At 67.1% G+C, this 20,796-nt stretch carries 15 protein-coding genes; 8 read left to right on the forward strand and 7 right to left on the reverse strand.

The genetic code is table 11. From position 1 onward, the window contains the following. From IE286_RS27370 to eccE, 3 genes are all read right to left on the reverse strand, one after another. On the reverse strand, positions 1-1,256 hold a 1,256-nt coding region (locus IE286_RS27370), incomplete at its 3' end, for an SCO5717 family growth-regulating ATPase (protein WP_268255410.1). Positions 1,257-1,883: 627 nt separating this feature from the next. Continuing rightward, positions 1,884-2,594 carry a hypothetical protein gene (locus IE286_RS22675; RefSeq protein ID WP_189798645.1) on the reverse strand — a complete coding sequence of 237 codons (711 nt, stop codon included), beginning with the start codon at positions 2,592-2,594 and terminating at the stop codon, positions 1,884-1,886. A 77-nt stretch (positions 2,595-2,671) separates the two neighbouring features. Beyond that, complete coding sequence (gene eccE / locus IE286_RS22680) at positions 2,672-4,012, reverse strand: type VII secretion protein EccE (RefSeq protein ID WP_372462576.1); 1,341 nt, start codon at positions 4,010-4,012, stop codon at positions 2,672-2,674. 216 nt (positions 4,013-4,228) lie between these two features. On the opposite strand from eccE, the gene eccB reads away from it, so the two are divergent. Genes eccB through IE286_RS22695 form a run of 3 tightly spaced genes read left to right on the forward strand, consistent with a single transcriptional unit; the run spans position 4,229 to position 7,650 of the window. After that, positions 4,229-5,761 (forward strand): type VII secretion protein EccB, encoded by a 1,533-nt coding sequence (gene eccB / locus IE286_RS22685; protein ID WP_189798619.1) that lies wholly within the window; start codon positions 4,229-4,231, stop codon positions 5,759-5,761. Between the two features lie 18 nt (positions 5,762-5,779). After that, positions 5,780-7,072 (forward strand): type VII secretion-associated serine protease mycosin, encoded by a 1,293-nt coding sequence (mycP, locus tag IE286_RS22690; protein WP_189798620.1) that lies wholly within the window; start codon positions 5,780-5,782, stop codon positions 7,070-7,072. Beyond that, positions 7,069-7,650 (forward strand): hypothetical protein, encoded by a 582-nt coding sequence (locus IE286_RS22695; protein WP_189798621.1) that lies wholly within the window; start codon positions 7,069-7,071, stop codon positions 7,648-7,650. Before mycP ends, IE286_RS22695 begins: the two co-directional genes overlap by 4 nt. Before the next feature lie 282 nt (positions 7,651-7,932). Here IE286_RS22695 and IE286_RS22700 read toward each other — a convergent pair whose 3' ends face one another. The 3 genes from IE286_RS22700 to IE286_RS22710 form a co-directional block, all read right to left on the reverse strand. Further along, positions 7,933-8,499 carry a hypothetical protein gene (locus IE286_RS22700; RefSeq protein WP_189798622.1) on the reverse strand — a complete coding sequence of 189 codons (567 nt, stop codon included), beginning with the start codon at positions 8,497-8,499 and terminating at the stop codon, positions 7,933-7,935. A gap of 50 nt (positions 8,500-8,549) precedes the next feature. Continuing rightward, positions 8,550-10,862: a DUF6571 family protein gene (locus IE286_RS22705; RefSeq protein WP_189798623.1), complete on the reverse strand. Its 2,313-nt coding sequence runs from the start codon at positions 10,860-10,862 to the stop codon at positions 8,550-8,552. A 93-nt stretch (positions 10,863-10,955) separates the two neighbouring features. Beyond that, positions 10,956-11,468, reverse strand: coding sequence for a hypothetical protein (locus IE286_RS22710; RefSeq protein WP_189798624.1), 513 nt, complete (start codon positions 11,466-11,468; stop codon positions 10,956-10,958). A gap of 457 nt (positions 11,469-11,925) precedes the next feature. Between IE286_RS22710 and IE286_RS22715 the strand changes: the two genes are divergently transcribed. From IE286_RS22715 to IE286_RS22735, 5 genes are all read left to right on the forward strand, one after another. Continuing rightward, complete coding sequence (locus tag IE286_RS22715) at positions 11,926-12,354, forward strand: DUF2563 family protein (protein WP_267970073.1); 429 nt, start codon at positions 11,926-11,928, stop codon at positions 12,352-12,354. Beyond that, positions 12,351-14,096 carry a TrbL/VirB6 family protein gene (locus tag IE286_RS22720; RefSeq protein WP_189798626.1) on the forward strand — a complete coding sequence of 582 codons (1,746 nt, stop codon included), beginning with the start codon at positions 12,351-12,353 and terminating at the stop codon, positions 14,094-14,096. The genes IE286_RS22715 and IE286_RS22720 overlap by 4 nt, the downstream gene beginning before the upstream one ends. Positions 14,097-14,159: 63 nt before the next feature. After that, on the forward strand, positions 14,160-15,437 hold the full coding sequence (locus IE286_RS22725; RefSeq protein WP_189798627.1) for a S8 family serine peptidase: 1,278 nt from the start codon (positions 14,160-14,162) through the stop codon (positions 15,435-15,437). Positions 15,438-15,585: 148 nt separating this feature from the next. Beyond that, positions 15,586-15,927, forward strand: a complete 342-nt coding sequence (locus IE286_RS22730) for a WXG100 family type VII secretion target (protein WP_189798628.1) — start codon at positions 15,586-15,588, stop codon at positions 15,925-15,927. Between the two features lie 75 nt (positions 15,928-16,002). Next, a complete protein-coding gene (locus IE286_RS22735) occupies positions 16,003-16,302 on the forward strand; it encodes a WXG100 family type VII secretion target (RefSeq protein WP_189798629.1) in 300 nt (99 codons plus the stop codon). Between the two features lie 347 nt (positions 16,303-16,649). Here the strand turns inward: IE286_RS22735 and eccCa are convergent, their stop codons facing one another. Further along, a complete protein-coding gene (gene eccCa / locus IE286_RS22740) occupies positions 16,650-20,624 on the reverse strand; it encodes a type VII secretion protein EccCa (protein WP_189798630.1) in 3,975 nt (1,324 codons plus the stop codon). Positions 20,625-20,796 lie beyond the last annotated feature (172 nt).

A 20,796-nucleotide genomic window follows, 5' to 3' on the forward strand; every position in this document is an offset into this window, starting at 1 on the left:
CCCCCCGGCACACCGGGTCCCGGCGGCTGCGGGGCCGCCTGGGCCTGCTCGGGCGCGGGCGGAGTGGGCACGCCGGGCTGGGGGAAGCCGTAGCCCCCCGGCACACCGGGTCCCGGCGGCTGCGGGGCCGCCTGGGCCTGCTCGGGCGCGGGCGGAGTGGGCACGCCGGGCTGAGGGAAGCCGTAACCGCCCGGCTGCCCGGGGGTGTTCCACGCGGCGGGCGCGGGCTGGGGCGCCTGCGGCGCGAACGGCGGCTGCCCGGGCACACCGGGCTGCCCCTGCCCCTGCGGCTGAGGCTGCGGCTGACCGGGCCACTGCGGCGTGGCGGGCGGGAGCGGCGCGGACGGCGGCACCGCACCCTGCGGCGTAGCCGACGGCGCACCGGCGGCACCGGCAGCCCCCGAGGCGTCCCCGGACGCGGAACTTACGGCACCGCTGTCGCCGTCGGCACCGTCACCACCGGCCTCGGCGCCGGCGCCGTCCGTGCCGCTGCCGGAGGACTGGTCCCCGCTGGCCCGGTCGTCGGAAGACTGGCCGTCGGCGGCCTGGTTGTTGTCGGAGGACTGCTCACCGGAGCCGGACGCACCGTCCCCGCCGGCCTTGTGGCCACCCGTGTCACCGGAGGCCCCCGCCGCACCGTCCGCTCCCGAGGCGTCCTGCGAGGCAGCCTCCGCACCATCGGCACCCTGCTCACCCGCCGGCGACCCGGCGGTGGCCGCACCGGACTCCCCGGCCGCACCGCTCTTCTCGGCGCCCTCGCCGGCCTCGTCGCCCCGCGCCGCGCCGGCACCCGAGGCCGCCGGCGAGCCGTCCCCGGCCTCCGCACGCTCGATGGCGGCGTCCAGCTTCGCGAACTCCTGCTTCAGAGCCGCCGCGGAGATACGCATCGTGGCACCGTCGGCCGCACCGCCCTTCCCGGCGTCGCCCCCGGCCTCCGGGGCCGGGGCCGTCGGGGCGGGCGGAGGCGGCGGCCAGGCAGGCTGGAAGCCGCTGTTCGGCGGCGGACCGGGGATGTCGAGCGGCGGACCGACCGGGGGAGGCGGAGGAGGCGGCGTGGGCGCGGACGGCGCCGGAGCAGGAGTGCTCGGGGCCGGGGCGGAATCACCGGCCGGACTCGACGCGTTCTGCGTGTACCAGGCAGGGGGCGCGTAGTCGATGGTGAACTCGCCCGTCGTCTCGACGGCGGACTCCGCGTCGGACTGGTCATCGCCGGGTGTGTCCCAGCCCCCGCGGATCCCGTCCCGATCGCTGTTCACAATTCCTCCTGGTGTGGTCGAGCACCCTCATGCCGTGCTGGGGCGACCGTTCGCCTCGTAGGGGAGCGGTCGAAGCAGCCGTCCGGCGACCGGAACACCGGCCCGTGCGGCCGTCCGGACCGTCCGGGCCTCCCCCGGGGCGCCGACGGCCCAGCCGCGGGTTCTGATGAGGCGCCCGGACCCAGCCTAATCGTCACGACGGCGCTCACGTCAGGCCCGTCCGGCGCTCACACCCCGGCACCCGCGCCCCTGCACATCCGAGCTCCGGAACACACCCCCGCCACACCGGACCAAACCACATCAAACCTGCTGAACACCACTTCCTGGTCGCACCGGACGCCCACCCGGCGCCCTCACACCGCCCGGCCGTCCGCTCGCCCCTCCGTCCGTCCGCCCGGGCGGCCCGACACCCCGTCAGGTCAGAACACACCGCCGGGAAACGCCGGAACCCGCCGACGAACTCCCCTCCCGCAGCAGCGGCTCACGCCGCCGGCCACAGCCGCCGACCCACCGCCCATGGACGACCGCGCAACCGGACGACCGCGCAACCGGACGACCCGCAGCCCGTACCTCCAGCGCACCCGCCGCGCCTCCGGCACGCGCCCGCGCCCCGCGCACCCCGGCCCGTCAGTCCATCCGGCGCGGCGTGCCGAGCAGTCCGATCTCGGCATCGGTGGGCTGTGTCATCACGTACTGCCGGTCCCGGTCGCCGCACCAGAGGGTGACCCCGTCGGGAAGCGTCGGCAGGGACTCCATGTCGGTCCGCGGCAACGCCATGGTGCGGCTCAGCTCCGCCGCCTCGTCCGGCGAGATCCGCTGCACGCCCACGAGCCGGGCCTGACGGATCAGCCGGGGAGCCACCGGACTGAGATACGGCAGCAGCGTCAGCACCGACTGCCACGGACCCGACACCACCCGCCCGCGCGGCGGCCGCATACCGCAGTCCCGCACCACCAGCACCGGCGTGCCCGCCGAGGCACCCTGCGGAGGAACCCGGCCCACCTCGTACACCGCCAGGCCGTTCTGCCCGCCGCCCATGGCATGCACCATCTGCATCCAGGCCTGCGGCCGGCCCGTCTCCACCGCCACCCGCGCCCCGGTGGCCGCCGCCCGCAACGCGATCACCTGCGCCGTCCACAGACTGCCGATGAGCACGACGTCGTACGGCGTCGGGCGGTTGATGCCGAGGATCGCGGGCTGGCCCGTGGTGTCCACACCGACGACGACACCGTCGTCCCCGATGGGCAGTGTCAGCGCGTCCAGCTGCTCCGCGGGCAGCGTGTGCCGCCCGTGCCGCGGACCGATCAGCCCGAAACCCCCGCGCAGCCGGTCACGCAGCCCCCCGCCGAAGCGGGCGGCGAGCCCCGGATCGCGGGCCGGTGTGGACCGGCTGGTCGCCCGCGTGGTCGTGACGGTCACCGAGCACCTCCCAGAGGCAGCGTGGCGAGCATGCCGGGCACCTGCTCCCGGTCCAGACGGGCGAGCTGCGCGCCCGCCTGCCGCGCGGCATCCTGCAGAGCCCGCCGCGCGGCCACCAGTTCGTCGTCGCTGCGCCCGGTCACCCGCACATGCCCGCACAGCGCCGTCTCCTGCCGATCCCCGCGCCACAGCGTCAGACTGAACGTCGTCGCGAGCGCCGGCACCCGGGTCAGCACACCCACCAGCTGCGGCAACGACGGCCCCGCGCCACCGACTTGAGGCCACCGCCGCACCCAGTACGTGGTGTGCCGGCGGTTGTCGCACCGCCAGCTGCGCCCGGACTCCTCCGTGCGCCGCTCCCGGGTCTCGGTCCGCCCGGCCTCCGCGGTCACCAGCGGGTTGGCACACGCGGACGTGGCCAGCGCGGCCGTCAGCTCCTCCTCGTCGAGCACAGTCGTACGGAACCCGGCACCGGTGAGCCGGCTCGCCAGATGGTCGGCGACCCGCGCCAGACACTTCTGCGCCCCGACCAGCCCGCCGCCGCGCGCCGCCACGGCCTCACGGCACAGCTCGGGATCGAGCTTCAGCGCGACCCACACGATCCGCACCGCCGGGGCCCCGGTCTGCTCCTGCAACGGGCGGTAGTTGGTGACCGCCACCGAGTGCTGCGGCAGATGCAGCGCCGGCGCCGGCTGGGTGTGCAGCACGATCTGCGCCGACTCCAGGCGTATCCCGTCCACCTCCAGCGCGTCGCGCACCAGCGCGACCGGCAACGGCTGCCGGCCCCCCTCCGCCCGCAGCGCGGTGACGTCCGACTCCACCTGCACCACGGCACTGAGGAACGTGCCGTCCCCCACCATGCCCACCGGGCGCCGGTCCCGCCCGCCGAAGGAACACGTCCGCAGCGCCGGCTCGCACTCGACGACCGGCGCCAGCCCCGGCTCGATCCCCGGCGGCACCGGCGTGCTCGCCGCCCTCCGCTGCCGCGCCCGCAACGCCCGCGCGATCACCAGCCACTCCGGCAGCGAACGCCCCCGCCGCCGCACGAACGCCAACAGCACCAGCCCGACGGCGACGACAGCCGCGGGCACCATGGCGAGGGGGCCGGTGACCCAACCGCACACCAGCAGCGCGGCGGCAAGCTCCACCAGTACCAGCCGCTGACGCACGACCGACCCGCCACGCCGCGCACGTGACACCGGGTGCGGCACGACATGCTCCGGTGACCGCGACGTCGATGAACGGTCCGACGGCGCGCCGGACGGGGGAACACGGGTGCCTGAGCGCCCGCTGTCGCCCGGTTGCGATCGCGACCGGGTCCGCGTTGCGGAAGCCACCAATGCAAACCCCCCGAACTCTCCCGAAATCTCACGTGCGCGGCCCCTGCCGAGGGCCTCAGCAGACTACCCGTGCCACGGGCAGTGCCTCACAACAGGCATAGTAGGGGCCGGTGCTGACAGTCATGGCACCGTAGGCGGCCGAGGGGGCGGCGCGGAGCACGCGGATTCTTGACCGCCCCTTCACAGCTCAGCACGGGGAGAGTAGCGAGACACATGGCATCTCGGCGGGACGAACTCAACGCCTACACCTTCGCGAAGCGCCGCATGCTCGCGTCCTTCCTCCGTCCATCGCCCACGGGATCCGAGGAAGGTGCTCCCAAGCCGCTGCGAGCGGTGCTTCCCGGTGTCATCGTCGGCATCGTGATCCTGGCGGTGTTCGGGGCGATCGGTCTGTTCAGCCCGACCGCGCCCAAGGGCTGGGACGAGCCGGGTGCACATGTCATCGTGGCCAGCAAATCCACGACGCGCTACGTGGTGCTGAAGACGGGCAAGCAGACACAGCTGCACCCGGTGCTGAACATGGCATCCGCCAGACTTCTCCTCGCGCCGGACAAGGACAGCGTCATCACCGTCGATGAGAAGGTTCTCGACAGCGGCAAGCTCCCGCACGGCGCCACGATCGGCATCCCTTACGCCCCCGACCGGTTGCCCTCCGCGCAGGAGGCTGTCTCCGCCAAACGCTGGGCGGTGTGCGAACGCCCCGGCGCCGGAGGCAGGGCGATCCAGAAGGCGGCGTTCGTCCTGGCCCGGAAGGAGTGGTCCAAGACGGAGGGCCCCTCCCGGCTCCGGGGCGGTGACCTCATGTACGTCGTCGGCCCCGACGGCAAGACCCAGTACGTCGTGGACGCGCGCGGCTACGCCTACCAACTGGCCGACCCCACCGACAAAGAGCTGCTCAAGGCCCTCGACACCCAGGGCCGCGCACCGCAGCGCGTGTCCCAGGAGTGGCTGGCGACCCTGCACAAGGGCGATCCCCTCAGCATCCCGAGGATCGAGGGCACGCCGGGCGCGAAGGCGGGTGCCTTCAGCGGCCTGCAGGAGTACGACCGGTACGACAAGATCGGCATGGTCATCAAGGCGTACGACGGCCGGCGCATGCAGTACTACGTGGTGCTCAAGGGCCACGTGGCCCGCATCTCGGAATTCACCGCGACGCTGCTGCTCAACAGCCGCGACCTGGTCGCTGTCGGCCAGGCCGGCGAGGCCCAGCAGGTCAGCCCCGGTGCCGTGACGGACAGCACGTCGTTCATGCAGGACAAGAACTGGCCCACGTACAAGCCGAAGACGGTCAACGACGGTGCGAGCGCCTCCGCCGGACGCAACACCGTCTGCAACGTCCTGCGCTCGGTCGGTACCGACGGCCGCACCGAACTGTCCACCTGGGCGGGCACCGATTTCCCCGCCCAGCTGCCCACCGGCTCCTCCAGTGCCTATGTGACCGCGGGATCGGGCTTGCTCTACCGGCAGTTCCAGGGCACCGAGACGAAGGCAGGCGGTGTCTTCCTCGTGACCGACACGGGACTGCGGTACGCGCTGCAGTCCAACAGCGACAGCGCCACCGACGACAAGGGCATCGGCACCACTGCCGAACAGCGCAAGGCGGAGCTGAACGAGGCGAAGATCGCGCAGACGCGGCTCGGTTACGCGCAGGTGACACCTACCCCCGTCCCCGCGGAGTGGTCGACGTTCCTGCCCACCGGTCCGCGGTTGTCGGAGGCGGCGGCCCGTCAGCCGCAGGGTTCCTGAGGCCGAGGGGACGTAGTCATGCTGCACCGCATCGTTTCCCGCCGCCGGTCCGCGGCGGCGGCCACGACCCGGCCGGAGGCCCGGACCGTCGCCTTGGCCGCGGCAACCGTTCTCACAGCGGCCGTGACGCCCTTGACCCTGCCCGCCACGACCGCACTCGCCGACGACGGACAGTGCACATTCCCGTCGAAGCCCTACACGGGCCGCCCCTGGTCCCTGCAGCGCGTCAATCTCGACGAACTCTGGGCGCAATCCACGGGGAAGGGCGTCCAGGTCGCGGTGATCGACACCGGAGTCGACGTCAAGAACCCACAGCTGAAACAGGCCGTCGACGCGTCGAAGGGCCTCAACAACCTCCCGGCCAAGAACGCCAAGGGTGAAAAGATCGACAGAGGGGACAGCCACGGCACCACGGACACGGTCGGCCACGGCACGCGTGTCGCCGGCATCATCGCCGCCCGTCCCGCCAAGGGCACCGGTTTCGTAGGCCTGGCACCCGACGCCACGATCATTCCGATCAAGCAGAACGACGCGGAAGGCGACGGCACGGCGAAAACCCTCGCGGACGCGATACGCCACGCGGTCGCCGTGGGCGCCGACGTCATCAACATCTCCCAGGACACGGCGAACGCCGTCCGTCCGGACGACAGCCTGCAACAGGCGGTCGACTACGCCCTAGCCCACCAGGTGGTCGTGGTCGCCTCGGCCGGCAACGACGGCCTGGGCGGCAACGTCAAGGTCACCTACCCGGCCTCGTACCCCGGTGTCCTCGCCGTCGCCGCGTCCGACCGCAACAACGAGCGAGCCCCCTTCTCGCAGTCCGGGGACTTCGTGGGCGTGGCGGCACCCGGCGTCGACATCATCTCCACCGTCCCCGGCGGCGGGCACTGCGCCGACAACGGCACCAGCTTCTCGGCCCCGTACGTCGCCGCCGTCGCCGCTCTCCTCAAGGCCAAGTACCCCACCTGGACGGCCCGGGAGATCGTCGCCCAGATAGAACAGACCGCGGAGCGCTCGATCCCCGGCCACGACCGCCTGGTCGGCTGGGGCGTGGTCGATCCGGTCAAAGCACTGACCGACGCCGACCCCGCTCACCCGATCCGGTCCCCCAAGCCGGACGGCGGTGTCACCGCCGCGGAGGCACCCTCTGTCGCCCCGGTCCACTTCGGGGAGACGGCTGACGAACGCAACACCCGCCTCGGTACCTACGTCATGATCGGAGGCTTGGTCGTGGTAGCGGGCCTCACCGGTACAGCGGTGACGGTGCGAGACGCCCGGCGCCGTGACAAACACAAGGGAGCGAACGTATGACAGCCATGGCCGTGACCTGCTTCATCCTGTCCGTGCTGTTGATCGCCATGGCATGCGTGAAGACATCTCGTGTCCGCGAGTGGCGCGCGTCGGTCAACCCCTCGGCTCCCGACATACCCGATGCGGGTTTCTTCCTCCTTCGCCTCACTCTCCTCGCCCTGGCCGCGGTCGGCATCTACCTCGGCTTCAGCATGCTGTCCCTCGCCGACGGCGATTCGTGGAGCGACGCGGAACTGACGAGCGCGGTCAAGGGGGCCACAGAAGAACTGGACGGCAGCACCGAGCTCGGTGACATCACCGACGACGACACGCGGCCGGCCGACTTCGAGGGGGAAATCGCCACGAAAATCCGAGACGAGATCGTCGAGCACAGCGGCGGGGACGCCCCTCAGACCGGGGTGGGTGTTTCCCTCTACACCTCGAGCACCACCGACGCCACCTACGACATCTCGGCCAGCGGCGCAGACAAAACCTTCTGCATGCACGTCACCCGCACGCACACGGATGACGCGAAAGTGTATGGCGTGATGTTTCCGGAGTACACGTATGCGGTGTCGACCGAGGAGGGGCAGTGCTGAGCTGCCGCGCGAGCGGCAGCTGCGGGCGCCTATGGTTGTTGTGCGTGCAGCGTTCAGCGAGGATGGCCACTCGACAAGTCGGGGTGAGGCTAGGTTTTGCAGTCCGCGCGAACGCTGTGTTCCCGCCTGACTTGCAGTCAGGCGTCGTTGCTTCACTCCTGTAGGCAGGGTGTTGGCACAAGTGATTACTCACGTGCGTTCTAGCCAGGCGCACGATGACCATAGAAGGCCATGTGTACTGGAGAACGCACGTGGTTCATCACTTAGATGCCTAAGTTTTCCTCACAGCTTTGCGTCAGCGTCACATTGGGCTTTCGAGTGGGAATAACGCGCAGTGTTCTTTGCCAAGTCGATGAGCCCGTCTTGGATAGTCTGACTCGAGGCGTCATTCTTCCTCTTTAGCCAGGCGACCACACTTAGGTGGCGAACAATGCCGTTTGATAGGCATGGAACATAGATGGCTGCAACCTTGTCGGATGCTACAGCCCTGTCCCCAGAGGTGAACGGTTTGAGTGACTTGACGGGCACTAGATCCCCGACAGCTTCCTCCACCCAGTCAGCCGAATCGTCATACTCGGCGGAGTCCGTTGTTACCACCAGCAACTGCTTTCCGTCGCCGTAGACGAAGCAGTCACTGTGAAACGAGTGCGCTGCCTGGCCAATGTTGACCTGCATAGGATTTTCACGGAACGAGTAGGAAGGCTCGTTCGGCAGTACATCCGTGAGTATCGAGGCAGCGCGCTTCTCGTCACCTAGCGAGGCGCATACTTGGTAGGCCTTGATCTCTCCGCGCTTTTTGAAAGGTGGCACTTTCAGTGCGTAAGCTAGCCCTGCGACGAGTACTAGCACGGCAATTGGGACGCTGACGAGCAGTATTTTCCGATGTCGTGTCAAGATTCTCAGCCTTCCGTGTCGAGTTCCCGGGGAACGCCTTCGCCCTCCAGATATTTTCCAACATTTGTACGTGCGGTGTTGAAGCCGGCCTCTGCTGAGGAGGCCACAGACGCCTCGATCAGAGGATACCTATTACCGGCCCTCGATCCGGCCTTCTTAGCGGCTTCCTCTACCATCGTGTAGGTCGATTCCTTGGTGTCGTCGTAGTGGGCACCGTTGCGGTAAATGACATCCCCGCTGCTGTCCCTATGAGCGCCCTCAGTGATAGACCCGATGATCTCATCCGCTGCGGTGCCGGCCATGTCTCCTATAATTGCGCCGCCGGGCCCCGTCATCGGCTCGGTAGCCATGCCAATGCCGATGCCGACGATAGTGCCGCCCCACGAACCGGCCGCGTCGATGGCTGCGTTGTATTTGGCGTCAGCCTCAGCACCTTGTACCTCATTCTCGTAGGCACGGCCGGCGCCAATAATCCCCTCGACTTTTCCGGCAATGTTGGCGATATCGTTAATGCCCTGTTGCAGCCGCGTGCTCTGGTCAAAGTGATGGTCGGCGGCGTAGGCGTCGGGGTGCTTGAAGTGATACTCCATCAGGCTCGTGGTGTAGCTATGCTGTCCCAGGTTGATAGCCGCGTAGCCTTCCGGGTTGCGGGCGACAGTGTAGAGGAAACGAGTGATATCCCGTTCCCCTGGTGCAGCAGGTGACCCAGAGACAGGGAAAAGGTCCTTATCGTCCTGGCCAGCGTGAAGCTGCCGGTTAATATCCGGCATGTATTCCGCCGCGATCTGCCCCATGCTGTCCGACATGTAGGAAGACTTGGTCAGACGTGAGGGGTCTTCCGACACAGAGTGGATAATGCTTTCCACGAGTCTCGCCTGTGCCGCATTGTGAGGTGGGGTGTCTGCAGTGGGCATTTCGCCCGCCGGGTGTCCGGTTGCAGCTGCTTCGAGGGCGAGGGCCAGGTTGTTCTTCCCAGTATTGAGCTCGTCCCCATGGGAGTCCGACTCCTTGGGCCACTCCCGCTCTTCGAAGAGGTACTGGAAGTTCGACAGCGACACCTTGCCCTTCTTGCCGTTGCCGTCCGTGTCGCGCTCGAATGGATTGTCTGGATCGTCTTTGGAGATGTACTGCTGGTTGAAGAATTCCGTAGCCGCAGCAGGACTATTGGACAGCCCCTTAAGATAGCCGGTGAGCGGATCGGAACCGCTGTCCTCGCCGATCCGGTTGAGCCAGGGACTCACACCCAAGTGCTGCCAGGCCATATTGCCGTGGCGGCCGTTGTCAGTGAGCTTGCGCTCGGTCGCCATGAGCTTGGTGCCGTAGTCCTCCAAGAACTGGTCGTCGTAGTCGCCAGTTCTCATGAGGTTGCTCATGACCTGGAAGCCCATGGGGCCGCCACGGTCGCCGTAGAGCGGCTTGTCCCCGATATCGATCATCTTGCGTTTCCACTCGCTCATCGCCGAGGAGTCGCTTTGTGTGGCGTGAGCGAGTGTCAGGCCCAAGTTGCGTTGGAGATCGTCGAACTGGTCGAGCCGCTGGCGGCCGAGATCCCAGTTAGCCCTGCTCGGATCGTTGATCCCGGCCCAGAATTCCAGCGTCTTCTGCGGACCGAGCTGCGTGGCGAACTCCTTGGCGAAGAGCTCATCACCGGCGTACTTCTTCAGGCCGGCGTTGAGCTTGTCGAAGTCAGAGACCGTCAGATCCTCAGGCTTCTTCCGCGCCAGCTTGGCCAGCTCGTCGGCCCGCTTCATGACATCTACCGCGGTGTCTCGGTCCTTGTACGAGGCATCCGTGAAGCCGAGCTTGCTCTGATCGGAGATGGCCTGAAGAACAGTCTTAGCTGACGTATCGCTCTTGGTGGCCTTGTCGATGATTCCCTGGATTTCGTCGCGGAGCGCGTCGATATCCGCCTGTGTCGGTTTGCCTTCCGTATTGCCGTCATCGCTCGATGAGTCACGCGCCGAGACGACGAAGGTTCCTTTGTTGCTCACAACCTTCATGCCGTTTTTCTCGCCGCGTTCGAGAGCCTGAAGGAGCTGCTTGTGGTAGCTCTTCAACTCATCGCACGTGTCCCGGAGGATGTTGTGAATGGTTGTGGCCTGCGTATGGGCATCGGAGAATTCTTTTGCGGTTTTGTCGATAAACTCTCTGGAGGTCGTTGCGTTCACTCCCGCCCAGTCTGCTTTGGCCGCCATCTTGGCCAAACCGTTTTCTGCATCCGTTTTCAAGTCGTTGAGGTGGCGGACGAGTGTTGACCAGTCGGTGATGGCGTCGTCGAGCAGTTTGAAATTGGCGTGGCGTAGGGCGTCGAGATCCATCAGTTCATCCCCAGAGGCTGAGTAATCTACTTGTCGAATGAGCCGTACACAGGGGCAAGGGGCGGCGATCGACGACCGCCTGACCCAACGCGGCTAATCTTTCTTCTTTTCAGCGGTCCCGTATATGGAGTTCTTCTTGCCGGGCGCTCCAGCTCGTTCGTCGAAGCCCGCATCCAGGACGTCGATGCTGCTCATCTGTCGCTGGATATAAACGTCGTCGCCAGCATGCAGCTGCTTGGTGACTCGCATATGATTCGAAATTTGGGCGCACGCGTCCATGAGGGACTTGAGCTGTTCTTCCCAGCGGTCCGAGACGTGTTTCAGCCCAGCCCCCAGGGCGAATCCCTGATTCGATAGATCCGTAGCCGCTGAGTTGCTGTTCGGGATGGCTACACGAGCCTTGTCCCACAGTTGGTTGTACAACTCGTGTGCTGAAGTGCCGATTGCTTGGAGCTCGGTGTTCTTGACTACCAGGTCGCCGTACTTGCTGGGCAGCACGTAGGGTCCGTACGTGCCACCACCGCCGTCGACGTGGTTCAACTGCATCCGGGCCGTGTGTCGCTCAGCAGCCTGGGCCTTCAGCTCTTCCCATTCGTCCCACGCCATGACCATCCCCCTTCCGGCGTCGGCATCGCAGCACCCGACCAGGGTGTGGTCCGACGCTGTGCTGTGCGGTCAAGTTAGCAACGGGTGGTAGCCATAGGCTGCGTCATGTCCTGTGTAGGGCGGTTTGTGAACCGTGAAGGTTCGATGAAGAAGCTTGAGGTCTGTCGGCCTGCCGGCCCGCGCAGCGCTCGCTTCGGCAAGGAGCGTGCTTGGCCAGGAGGCCACCTGCGGCCGCAGCCGCGAAGCTGCTCGCAGTGGGCAGAGAGCGTGTCAGCCGTCCCGACAACGTCAACCTGTGTGCTGCATATGTCAGTTGGAACGCTTGTGCAGGTTGACTACAGTAGCGTTGGCATCTCGCGACGCTGCGTGATGTGACATCGTACGGTGGATGCGGCGTCGACCTGAGTCGGCGCGCCAACGGGGAGTAGGGGAGGGGGAGTTCGTGGGTTCGGCGGACATGGCCGGCGGCGTGTCTACTGCCGGAGCGGCGAATCTGGAGGCCAGCGGTGAGGCCCTGACCACCTTCATGAAGCGCGTGGACACGGTGCTTCGAAACCTGGAGGCCTCTGCCGGTAATCCCACTCGGGTCGGAGCGCAAACCGTCAGCAAGGCGTCGCTCAGCAGCGGGAGTGCTGCCTTCCACGAGGCTCACGACTTGTACGAGCAGTACAACGCCGTGCATGAGCGGCTGACCAAGCTGTCCAAGACGCTTCACTTGCAGATCGAGGCGATCGGCATCGCGGTTCAGGGCGCGCACCGAGGTTTCAGCAACCTCGAGGAGGACCAGCGTCAACGGTTCTGGGCCATTCAAACGGAGGTCCGCAAGCTCCATGACGAGAAGCAGCACAACCTCCGTGCAGGGACGCAGGGGCACGACTGGCAGTGACTGACCATCAGCACAAGAAGGATTTCGAGCGGGTTTCCCATCAGAATTCGTTCACGGATCTGGCCCGCAACGTCGAGGAGGGGCCGCTTGGCGGGATCCTCGAGGGTTTCGGGGTCGCTCCTGTCCGTTCTGCAGTGGAGGCCACTCCGTATGGCAGGGCCCTGCGGGGTCGCACGGACTTCGAGAACTATGAGCTCAATCAGATGCTCGATCTGGTGGAGCGAACGAACCCGGAACACTTGGAGTCGTGCGGCAAGGCTTTGTGGGACGCGCGTGACGCGATCAAAGCTGCCGCTACCGAACTGAGTGGCCATATCGAAAACGTCCACTGGGTGGGCGAGTCCGGCGATGCCTTCCGGGAGTGGGGCAGGACGCTCGTCGCCAGCACGCAAGCGTTGAGCGAGTTCGCCGGAGGTGCAGGCGACCAGATCACTGCTGCCGCGGTCGGCCTTGCCTCTGTGCGCAAGGCGATGCCTCCGCGGGACGACCGTTCGGACCCCAAGGCCCCTAAAGATTTCCCCGAGTCCGAGCGAGTCAGCACCAACGACGCCTACACGGCGGCCGTCAAGGCGGAGAAGGACCGCCAAGAGGCGATCAACCAGATGAACCGGCTGTCGTCGTACTACTCGGTTTCCGCCGAGCAGTTGAAGAACCTGCAGAGTTCGGCTCCCGAGTTCAAGGACATGCCGGATGTGGGAGTCCCGCAGCCGGTGCCGACTGTCACACAGCAGCCTGAGTACACTGCGGCTCCGAGTGCGTCCACGACGGCGGGAGGGAGCAGTACGTCAACCCGCCGACTGTCAGTCACCGACGTCGGCACATCGGCGCCGGATGACTTGTCCGGCACGACCACCTCGGCTCCGCGTATCGCGGAGACCGCGGACCTCGATATCCCCGCGGCGGGGGATGCCGTGACGCACATCGACAGCGTGGGCACGTTGCCGCCGCCAGCAGCAACTGCTGCCGCTGGGCACACCTCCCCGGTCGCAGGGATCCCCGAGACCGGCACAGGCCGGAGCAACGCGTTCGGCTCCACCTTCGCTGTCCCGTTCGCCGCCGGCAACTCGGGTTTTGGCGCCGGCGTTTCTTCCGGTGGTCGTGCTCCGCTGCCTGCGCAAGGACGGACCACCGCGTCGAAGGGCGATGTGTCAGCTCGGTCCCCAGAGCGTGCGCCGGTCAGCCGGATGGGGCACACTGCAGCGACGGGGCACCAGGCCGCCACGAACGCATCACGTGGTGGGCAGTCTTCTGCCATGGGACGACGAGGTATCTCGGGGGGTACTCCCAGGCTCGGAGGTACATCGACGCCAGGCACCACTGCCGGTCAGGCCGCCGGTGCGGGGCGTCAGCGCGGGGTGGTGGGCGGTCGACAGACTGCTGCGCCGGGGACTCCCACCAAAGCTGGGGCGAAAATTCCAAGAGGCACCGTGATCGGTGGTGAAGGAACCACTGCTCCTCGCTCCACAGCCAGCCGGGCAGGGCGGGGCGGTGTGTTCGGCTCATCGGCTTCTGGCGGTCGGTCCAAGGCTCAACTCGGCTCACGTGGCAACGGAGCGACGACGGAGGCGGTCACTGGTAGTCCGGCTGCACGCGTCTCCTCCGCACGCGCCGAGCGGAACGGCATGACGCGTGCAGGTGCTGGGCTGGTGCGGGGATCCGGGCAGCAGGAGAAGCGCAGGAGTCAGCAAGAGCGCGAGGAAGCGAAGGACCCCGACCGGCCGGTCCAGGGTGAGGGATCGTAGCGGCGGACCGCGGTCGGTTGTGCCGTTGGCCGTCCACTGAGCGCAAACAAGGACACACCAGTGATGAAGTCAGGAAACAGCCGACGAGTCGGGCGTCGTGTGCCCGCACGGGGCAGCATCGGGCGGCGCGCACGCGCAGTAGGCGTGACAGTCGGCGTCCTGGCCGCTGCGGGGATCGGTCTGGCGCCGAACGCTGCCGCCTTCGACGTCCAGGCGCAGCAGTGGTACCTGGGCCCGATGCAGACCGAGAAGATGTGGAAGACCAGTACGGGCGAGGGCATCAAGGTCGCGGTCATCGGTACCGGGGTGCATGAAACGCCGTCGTTGCGCGGTCAGGTCCTCCAGGGTGTCGATGCGCTGGTCAAGGATGACCTTGTCAAGGGCAGCGTGACCGACACGGACGACACGACGGGTCAGGGCACAACGGCCGCAGAGCTGATCGCCGGCACTGGAAAGGGAGGCGGGCTCAAGGGCCTTGCTCCCGGTGTGAAGATCATTCCGATTCGGGTACCAGCGGTGAAGCACGATGAGGCCCCGGATCCTGCTTACCCGTTGGCCACGGCAGTCAAGGCGGCCGTGGACAGCGGAGCCAAAATCATCGATTTCACCATCGGCAATCAGTATGTGATTGGCAGTCAGTTCGGCGGTGACGCCGCCTTCGAGTACGCCGTCGAGAAGGGCGTACTGATGATTGCAGGGACTGGGGACAACGCTAAAGAAGGCAACAAGCCGCAGTATCCCGCTGCTTATCCGCATGTGGTCGGAGTGGCGGCTTTTGACATCGACGGCGCGGTATCGCCCACATCCCAGTACGGAAACTACACGGACTTGGCGGCTCCAGGAGTGCGTGTGCCGCGGTGGTGTGACGCCACTTTCAAGAAGTACTGCCTGACCGGAGGCGACACTGTCGTCGCTTCCGCACTGGCGTCCGCCTCCGCTGCCTTGGTCTGGGCAGCGCATCCGGACTGGACAGCGAATCAAGTTCTGCGGTCGTTGATCGACACTGCAGGCCGTGACTGGGCGAAGGACGATCCCAGTGCCTATCAGGGGTATGGGTCTGTGCGCCCTCGCATCGTCCTGGCGGATCCGCACTATGACGCGGGGCCGGCCGACGTCAATCCTCTTGCTGAGGAGGACGGCGAGACCACGCCCCCGTCGCCCCCTGCCTCCGCATCACCTACAACCAAAACCTCTGACAGACGAACGGAGACCACGAGTGCTGTCGCGAAGTCGGCGGGCGACGACAGCAACACGCTCGCGATCGGCGTGGGTGCCGCTGCCGCGGTCGTAGTGATCGGTGGCGCGGGTTACGCCGTCATGCGGGCACGCCGTGCCAAATAAGGCGTGGGCATCCCAAGCATGAGCCTCGGAGTCCAGTGATAGCGGACTTCAGTGTCTTATCACGGACGCCGTATGAGTGCTCTCCGGTGGAGACGGAGAGCCGCAATATCGGACAGCACAACAACGGAATTGAGAAGGGTGGTCGGTCATGGCTGACACGACGAAGCTTGAGCGGGACCCAGTAGTCCAGCTGCAGAAGGAGATGTCTGACAAGTACGACAATATCCGTAGGCGGGTGCACACCCTGCAGCAGGTGATCGACAGCCTCGAGGGGCAGTGGCAGGGTATTGGACGTGCTGCTTTCGACAAGAAGCAGTACGAGATCAACGAGTCCCTGAGGAACATCGGCAACATCCTCGCTGAGGTCATCGAGGGGATCTCGAAGACGCGGAACATCGTGGACTCCAAGGAAGACGACGTCCGTGCGACGATCAACAAGATCAATGTCCGCGACGGCGCTTCCACGGTTTCTCCTTTCGCCTCGATGTAACTGCGAGCGCCTCCACCAGTGGGACGGACGGCTGGCAACGATCGAGCGAACGCGAACGAAAAGAGGTAGAGGCAGATGGCCAACAACGCTGACGGAATGAAAGTCACTTACAGCGCGCTTGACCAAACAGCCACCCAGATCGGTAACGAGGCGAAGGCCCTGGAACAGGATCTTCGTGATCTCAAGAACCTGGTAATCAAGAGCAGGCAGTACTGGGAGGGCGAGGCGCAGAGCGACTTCGACGCCAAGCTGCACAGGTGGGACAAGGAGGCAAACGACATCCACGTCGCCCTGACCAGCATTGGCCATGTGGTTCACACGGCCGGCGGTGACTACATGGCCGGCGACAAGAAGGCGGCTAGCTACTTCCAGTGACCGATCGCCGGTCGGCATGAGAGGGTGGGCGCGCGCGGGAGGCGCCCACCCTTTCGTGCATCGTCGGTGAGTTCACGCTCAGGACATGCGACTGTGCGCTGTCTCGGCCTCCACACTTTGGTCGGTATGTATGTGCAACCTGTCGCGAGCTGCCCGGACGGCGTCACGGCACAGGTGGGGACCGAGACGGTCGGCAGGGAAGACGGACCCGAGGCGCTCACGCAGCAGTGCCACAGCTGTCCCCCCGAAGCCTCGGCGAAACGACCGGAGGCGCATCGACTGCAGAGCGAAAAGTCAGGCGGCTCTCCAGTGAACGGAGAGCCGCCTGAGCTGTTGTCGGGGACGGGTCAGAAACTCTCGTCCTCCACCAACCCGACCTGAACCAGCCGCCTGCCCTGGCGGCGTGACACGAACACTCCTCGGCCCGTCGGCAGGGGACGCGGGCGGACACCACCCAGCAGCTCTCCCTCGTCCGGGTCGCCGGAGAGCACCACGCCCTGGGCGCCCAGCTCCTTGATGCGCTGCATGAAGGCCTCGTAGCCGGCGCGACCCGCGCCCGCGGTGGAGCGGGCGATTATGAACCGGACGCCGACGTCGCGGGCGAAGGGCAGCATCTCGGTGAGCACGGACAGGGGGTTGCCGCTCGAGGTGGAGACCAGGTCGTAGTCGTCGATGACGATGAACACCGTGGGGCCGCGCCACCAGCTGCGGTCGCGCAGCTGCTGCGGCGTGACGTCCGAGTTCGGCGTGCGGCGCTGCATCAGGTCGGCCAGTGCGTCCATGTGGTGCTGCATCTGGCTCGACATGGGGACGTACTCCGCCAGGTGCGAGGACGGCGTGACGCCCAGCAGCGAGCGGCGGTTGTCCACCACGAACAGCTTGCAGCTGTCGCCGTCGTACCGCTCGGTCAGGCGCTGGATGAGCAGCTTCAGCAGGTTCGACTTGCCGGACTCGCTCTCGCCGAAGACGAGGAAGAACGGATCCTGTTCGAAGTCGACGAACACCGGTTCCAGGTTGTCCTCGTCCAGGGCGAAGGCGATGCCGCGCTCGGGGAAACGGTCGCCCGGAGGCAGCTGGGCGGCCGAGAACTCCCGCGGGAGCAGGCGCACTTCCGGGGCGCCGGGCTGCTGCCAGTGGCGTGCCACCTCGGTAGCCAGAGCCGCTGTCGCCTCGGCCAGGTCGGTGTCGGAGGACAGACCGTCGATGCGGGGCACGGCCGCCATGAAGTGCTGCTTCTGAGGTGTCTGCCCTCGCCCCGGCACTCCGGTGGGCACGTTCGCGGCGACTCTCCGGTCGAACTCGGAGTCCAGCGGGTCGCCCAGCCGGAGCTCCAGGCGGTTCATCAGGTGGTCCTTGAGGTTCGACCGGACCTCCATCGACCGCGACGCGGTGATGATCAGGTGGATGCCATAACCGAGGCCGCGCGCCGCGATGTCGAGCACCAGCGGCTCCAGCCCCTCGTAGTCCGAACGGAAGTTGCCCCAGCCGTCGATGACGAGGAACACGTCACCCCAGGGCTGGTCCGTGACCGAGATGTCGCCTCGGGCGCGACGGCTGCGGAACTCGGCGATGGAGGAGATGCCCGCCGTGCGGAAGTACTCCTCCCGCCGCGTCATCACGCCGTACACCTCGGACACCGTTCGCCGCACCTTCTCCGGGTCCAGTCGCGAGGCGACACCGCCCACGTGCGGCAGGCCCGAGAGGGAGGACATGCCGCCGCCACCGAAGTCGAGGCCGTAGAACTGCACCTCGTGCGGCGTGTGCGTGAGGGCGAACGAGGCGATGAGAGAGCGCACCAGCGTCGACTTGCCGGACTGCGGACCACCCAGAATCTGCATGTGCCCCGCCGCGCCGCCGAAATCGATCCAGAGCGGGTCACGGCGCTGTTCGTACGGCTTGTCGACGATGCCCGCGGGAATGACCAGCCGGCCCGCTCCCTCGTAGCCGGGCTGCGTCAGGCCGCGGCCGGGCACCGGGGCGAGCCCGGGCAGCAGCGCGTCCAGTGGGGGCGGGCTCTCCAGAGGAGGCAGCCACACCTGGTGCGCGGCCGGTCCCTGCGCCTCGAGTCGGCGCACGATGACGTCCAGCACCGTGTCGGCGAGTGCGTCGTCCATCTCGTTCCGCTCGGGTTCCTGCTGCTCCTGCGGCGCGGCCACGTACTTCACCGGTACTTCGTCGGCCGTGAACAGCACGGGTCGGCGGTCGACGGGGAGCGGTCCGTTGTGCGCAGCGACCCGCTCGGAACGGGTGCGGTACACGCCGGAGACGTACGCCGCCTTGAAACGCACCATCTCGTCGGTGCCGAACTTCAAGAAGCCGGAGCCCGGAATGTTGGGCAGCTCGTAGGCGTCGGGGACACCGAGTGCGGCGCGGGACTCCGCAGCGGAGAAGGTCCGCAGACCGATCCGGTAGGACAGATAGGTCTCCAGACCGCGCAGGCGGCCCTCCTCCAGGCGCTGCGAAGCGAGCAGCAGGTGCACACCCAGGGACCGGCCGATGCGGCCGATCTGCACGAACATGTCGATGAAGTCGGGCTTGGCCGTCAGCAGCTCACTGAACTCGTCGATGACCAGCACGAGGGACGGCATCGGCTGCAGCGGTGCGCCGGCCGCACGGGCCTTTTCGTAGTCGTGGATGTTCGAGTAGTTGCCGGCCTCGTGGAGCAGCTCCTGGCGGCGGTTGAGTTCACCGCGGATGGAGTCGCCCATGCGGTCGACGAGCGTCAGATCGTCGGCGAGGTTGGTGATCACGGCTGCGACGTGCGGCAGCTGTGCCATGCCGGCGAACGTCGCGCCGCCCTTGAAGTCGGCGAGGACGAAGTTGAGTGTTTCGGAGGAGTGGGTCACCGCAAGGCCGAGCACCAGGGTGCGCAGCAGCTCCGACTTTCCGGAACCGGTGGCGCCCACGCACAGTCCGTGCGGGCCCATGCCTCCCAGCGCCGCTTCCTTGAGGTCGAGCATGACGGGCCGCCCGTCCTCGCCGACACCGATCGGCACCCGCAGACGGTCCGCCTGCGGCCGTGGCCGCCAGGTGCGCCGAGGATCGACGGACGCCGCGTCGCCCAGGTTCAGCAGATCGGTGAACTCCAGATTGGCGACCAGAGGTTCGTCGTCGTCGCCACCGGAGGCGACGCGCAGCGGCGCCAGCTGACGGGCCAACGCCTCCGCCGCTTCGTACGACAGCACATCCGGCGTGCCCTCGTAGACCATTCCCTGGGCGGACTCCAGACGCAGCTCGTCCGGCCGTACGACGACGGAGAGGTCGCCGCGTCCGACGGTGAGCTCACCCGGCACGACCTCCAGGACCGTCACGCCTTGCAGACCCTCGGGGGACGCCAGGACCGACGTCGGCGGCAGGGAGACACCGTCGAGCACGATCACCAGGTGCGGCTGCTCCGCCACGGGAGGTCCGTCGGGATGGAAGTGCGGCCGGCCCTGCAGACGGCTGCCAAGGAGATCCTCCAGCTCCATCGGGTCGGTCGAGATCAGACGGCGGGTGCCCGCACCGTCCGTGATGCCCGGAGCCTGGCTGTGCGGCAGCCACTTGGCCCACTCCCACTCCGCGAGGCTGTCCTGGTGGGCGGCGACGGCGACGACCATGTCCTCGGGAGAGTGCAGCGAGGCGACGGAGCCGAGAAGAGCCCGTACGGAGCCGCGGACGACCGCCGGGTCACCGCTGACCGTCACGTGGTAGAAGGCACGCAACGACACGGCCATCGGCAGATCGTCGAGGGTGCTGTGCAGGGTGACGAAACGCTGCACAGCGCCCGCGGTCAGCGGCTCCAGTTTGTCCGCCGGACCGGGATTCGGCGGAACGATCGGGGCGGCCAGATCCTGCGGGCCGAGGCCCACCCGGACCTGACCGAAGTCCTCGTCCGCGGCTCGCCTCTCCCAGACCCTGCTGCCTTCGGCGACCAGTGCCCACAGCTGGTCGGGCGCCGGGTGGAGGTAGAACTGGGCGTCGCGTTGAGCCTGTGCGACGTCCAGGACCGTACGCCGGGTCTGCGCCAGGTAGCGCAGATAGTCACGGCGGACGTCCGCCACCTGGCCCTGGCTGCCGCGGCGGTAGCGCACCAGCATGGAGATGCCCATGGCGATCGTGGAGGCCACCATGACCATGCCCATGACCCGCATGAAAGGCTGTGCCTGCGGGTTGAAGAAGAACACCACCGAGCCGCCCATGCCGAGCATGGGCAGGAGCTGCATCAGTGCGCCTTCTTGAGGCTCGCGCGGCAGTTCCGGTGGGGGCTGCAGCACGATCTCGTCCGTGGGCACGTCCTTCGGCAGGGCCCGTGGCGGGCGCTTGACGACGATATGGCTCACAACGCACCAATTCTCTTGTTTGGACCGGGGTGTTCTGTCCGCCGCCCCGTGCCAGGCGGACGCCGATCGCGAACCGCGATCCTACTGTCACCTTGTGCCTCCGGTGAGCGGTAGGGTGCGGGAGAGAAGGGTGAGCAGTGACGCATCATCCCCATGAAATCGGGTGATTCGC

The organism is Streptomyces thermodiastaticus, from assembly GCF_014656135.1.
Classification (GTDB): domain Bacteria; phylum Actinomycetota; class Actinomycetes; order Streptomycetales; family Streptomycetaceae; genus Streptomyces; species Streptomyces thermodiastaticus.

What these genes read in the sequence shown, in the direction of transcription:
- IE286_RS22710 (WP_189798624.1), bottom strand. Translation starts at nt 11,468, where the DNA reads ATGGCGTGGGACGAATGGGAAGAGCTGAAGGCCCAGGCTGCTGAGCGA.
- eccB (WP_189798619.1), top strand. Translation starts at nt 4,229, where the DNA reads ATGGCATCTCGGCGGGACGAACTCAACGCCTACACCTTCGCGAAGCGC.
- IE286_RS22730 (WP_189798628.1), top strand. Translation starts at nt 15,586, where the DNA reads ATGGCTGACACGACGAAGCTTGAGCGGGACCCAGTAGTCCAGCTGCAG.
- mycP (WP_189798620.1), top strand. Translation starts at nt 5,780, where the DNA reads ATGCTGCACCGCATCGTTTCCCGCCGCCGGTCCGCGGCGGCGGCCACG.
- IE286_RS22695 (WP_189798621.1), top strand. Translation starts at nt 7,069, where the DNA reads ATGACAGCCATGGCCGTGACCTGCTTCATCCTGTCCGTGCTGTTGATC.
- IE286_RS22725 (WP_189798627.1), top strand. Translation starts at nt 14,160, where the DNA reads ATGAAGTCAGGAAACAGCCGACGAGTCGGGCGTCGTGTGCCCGCACGG.
- IE286_RS22735 (WP_189798629.1), top strand. Translation starts at nt 16,003, where the DNA reads ATGGCCAACAACGCTGACGGAATGAAAGTCACTTACAGCGCGCTTGAC.
- IE286_RS22715 (WP_267970073.1), top strand. Translation starts at nt 11,926, where the DNA reads ATGGCCGGCGGCGTGTCTACTGCCGGAGCGGCGAATCTGGAGGCCAGC.
- IE286_RS22705 (WP_189798623.1), bottom strand. Translation starts at nt 10,862, where the DNA reads ATGGATCTCGACGCCCTACGCCACGCCAATTTCAAACTGCTCGACGAC.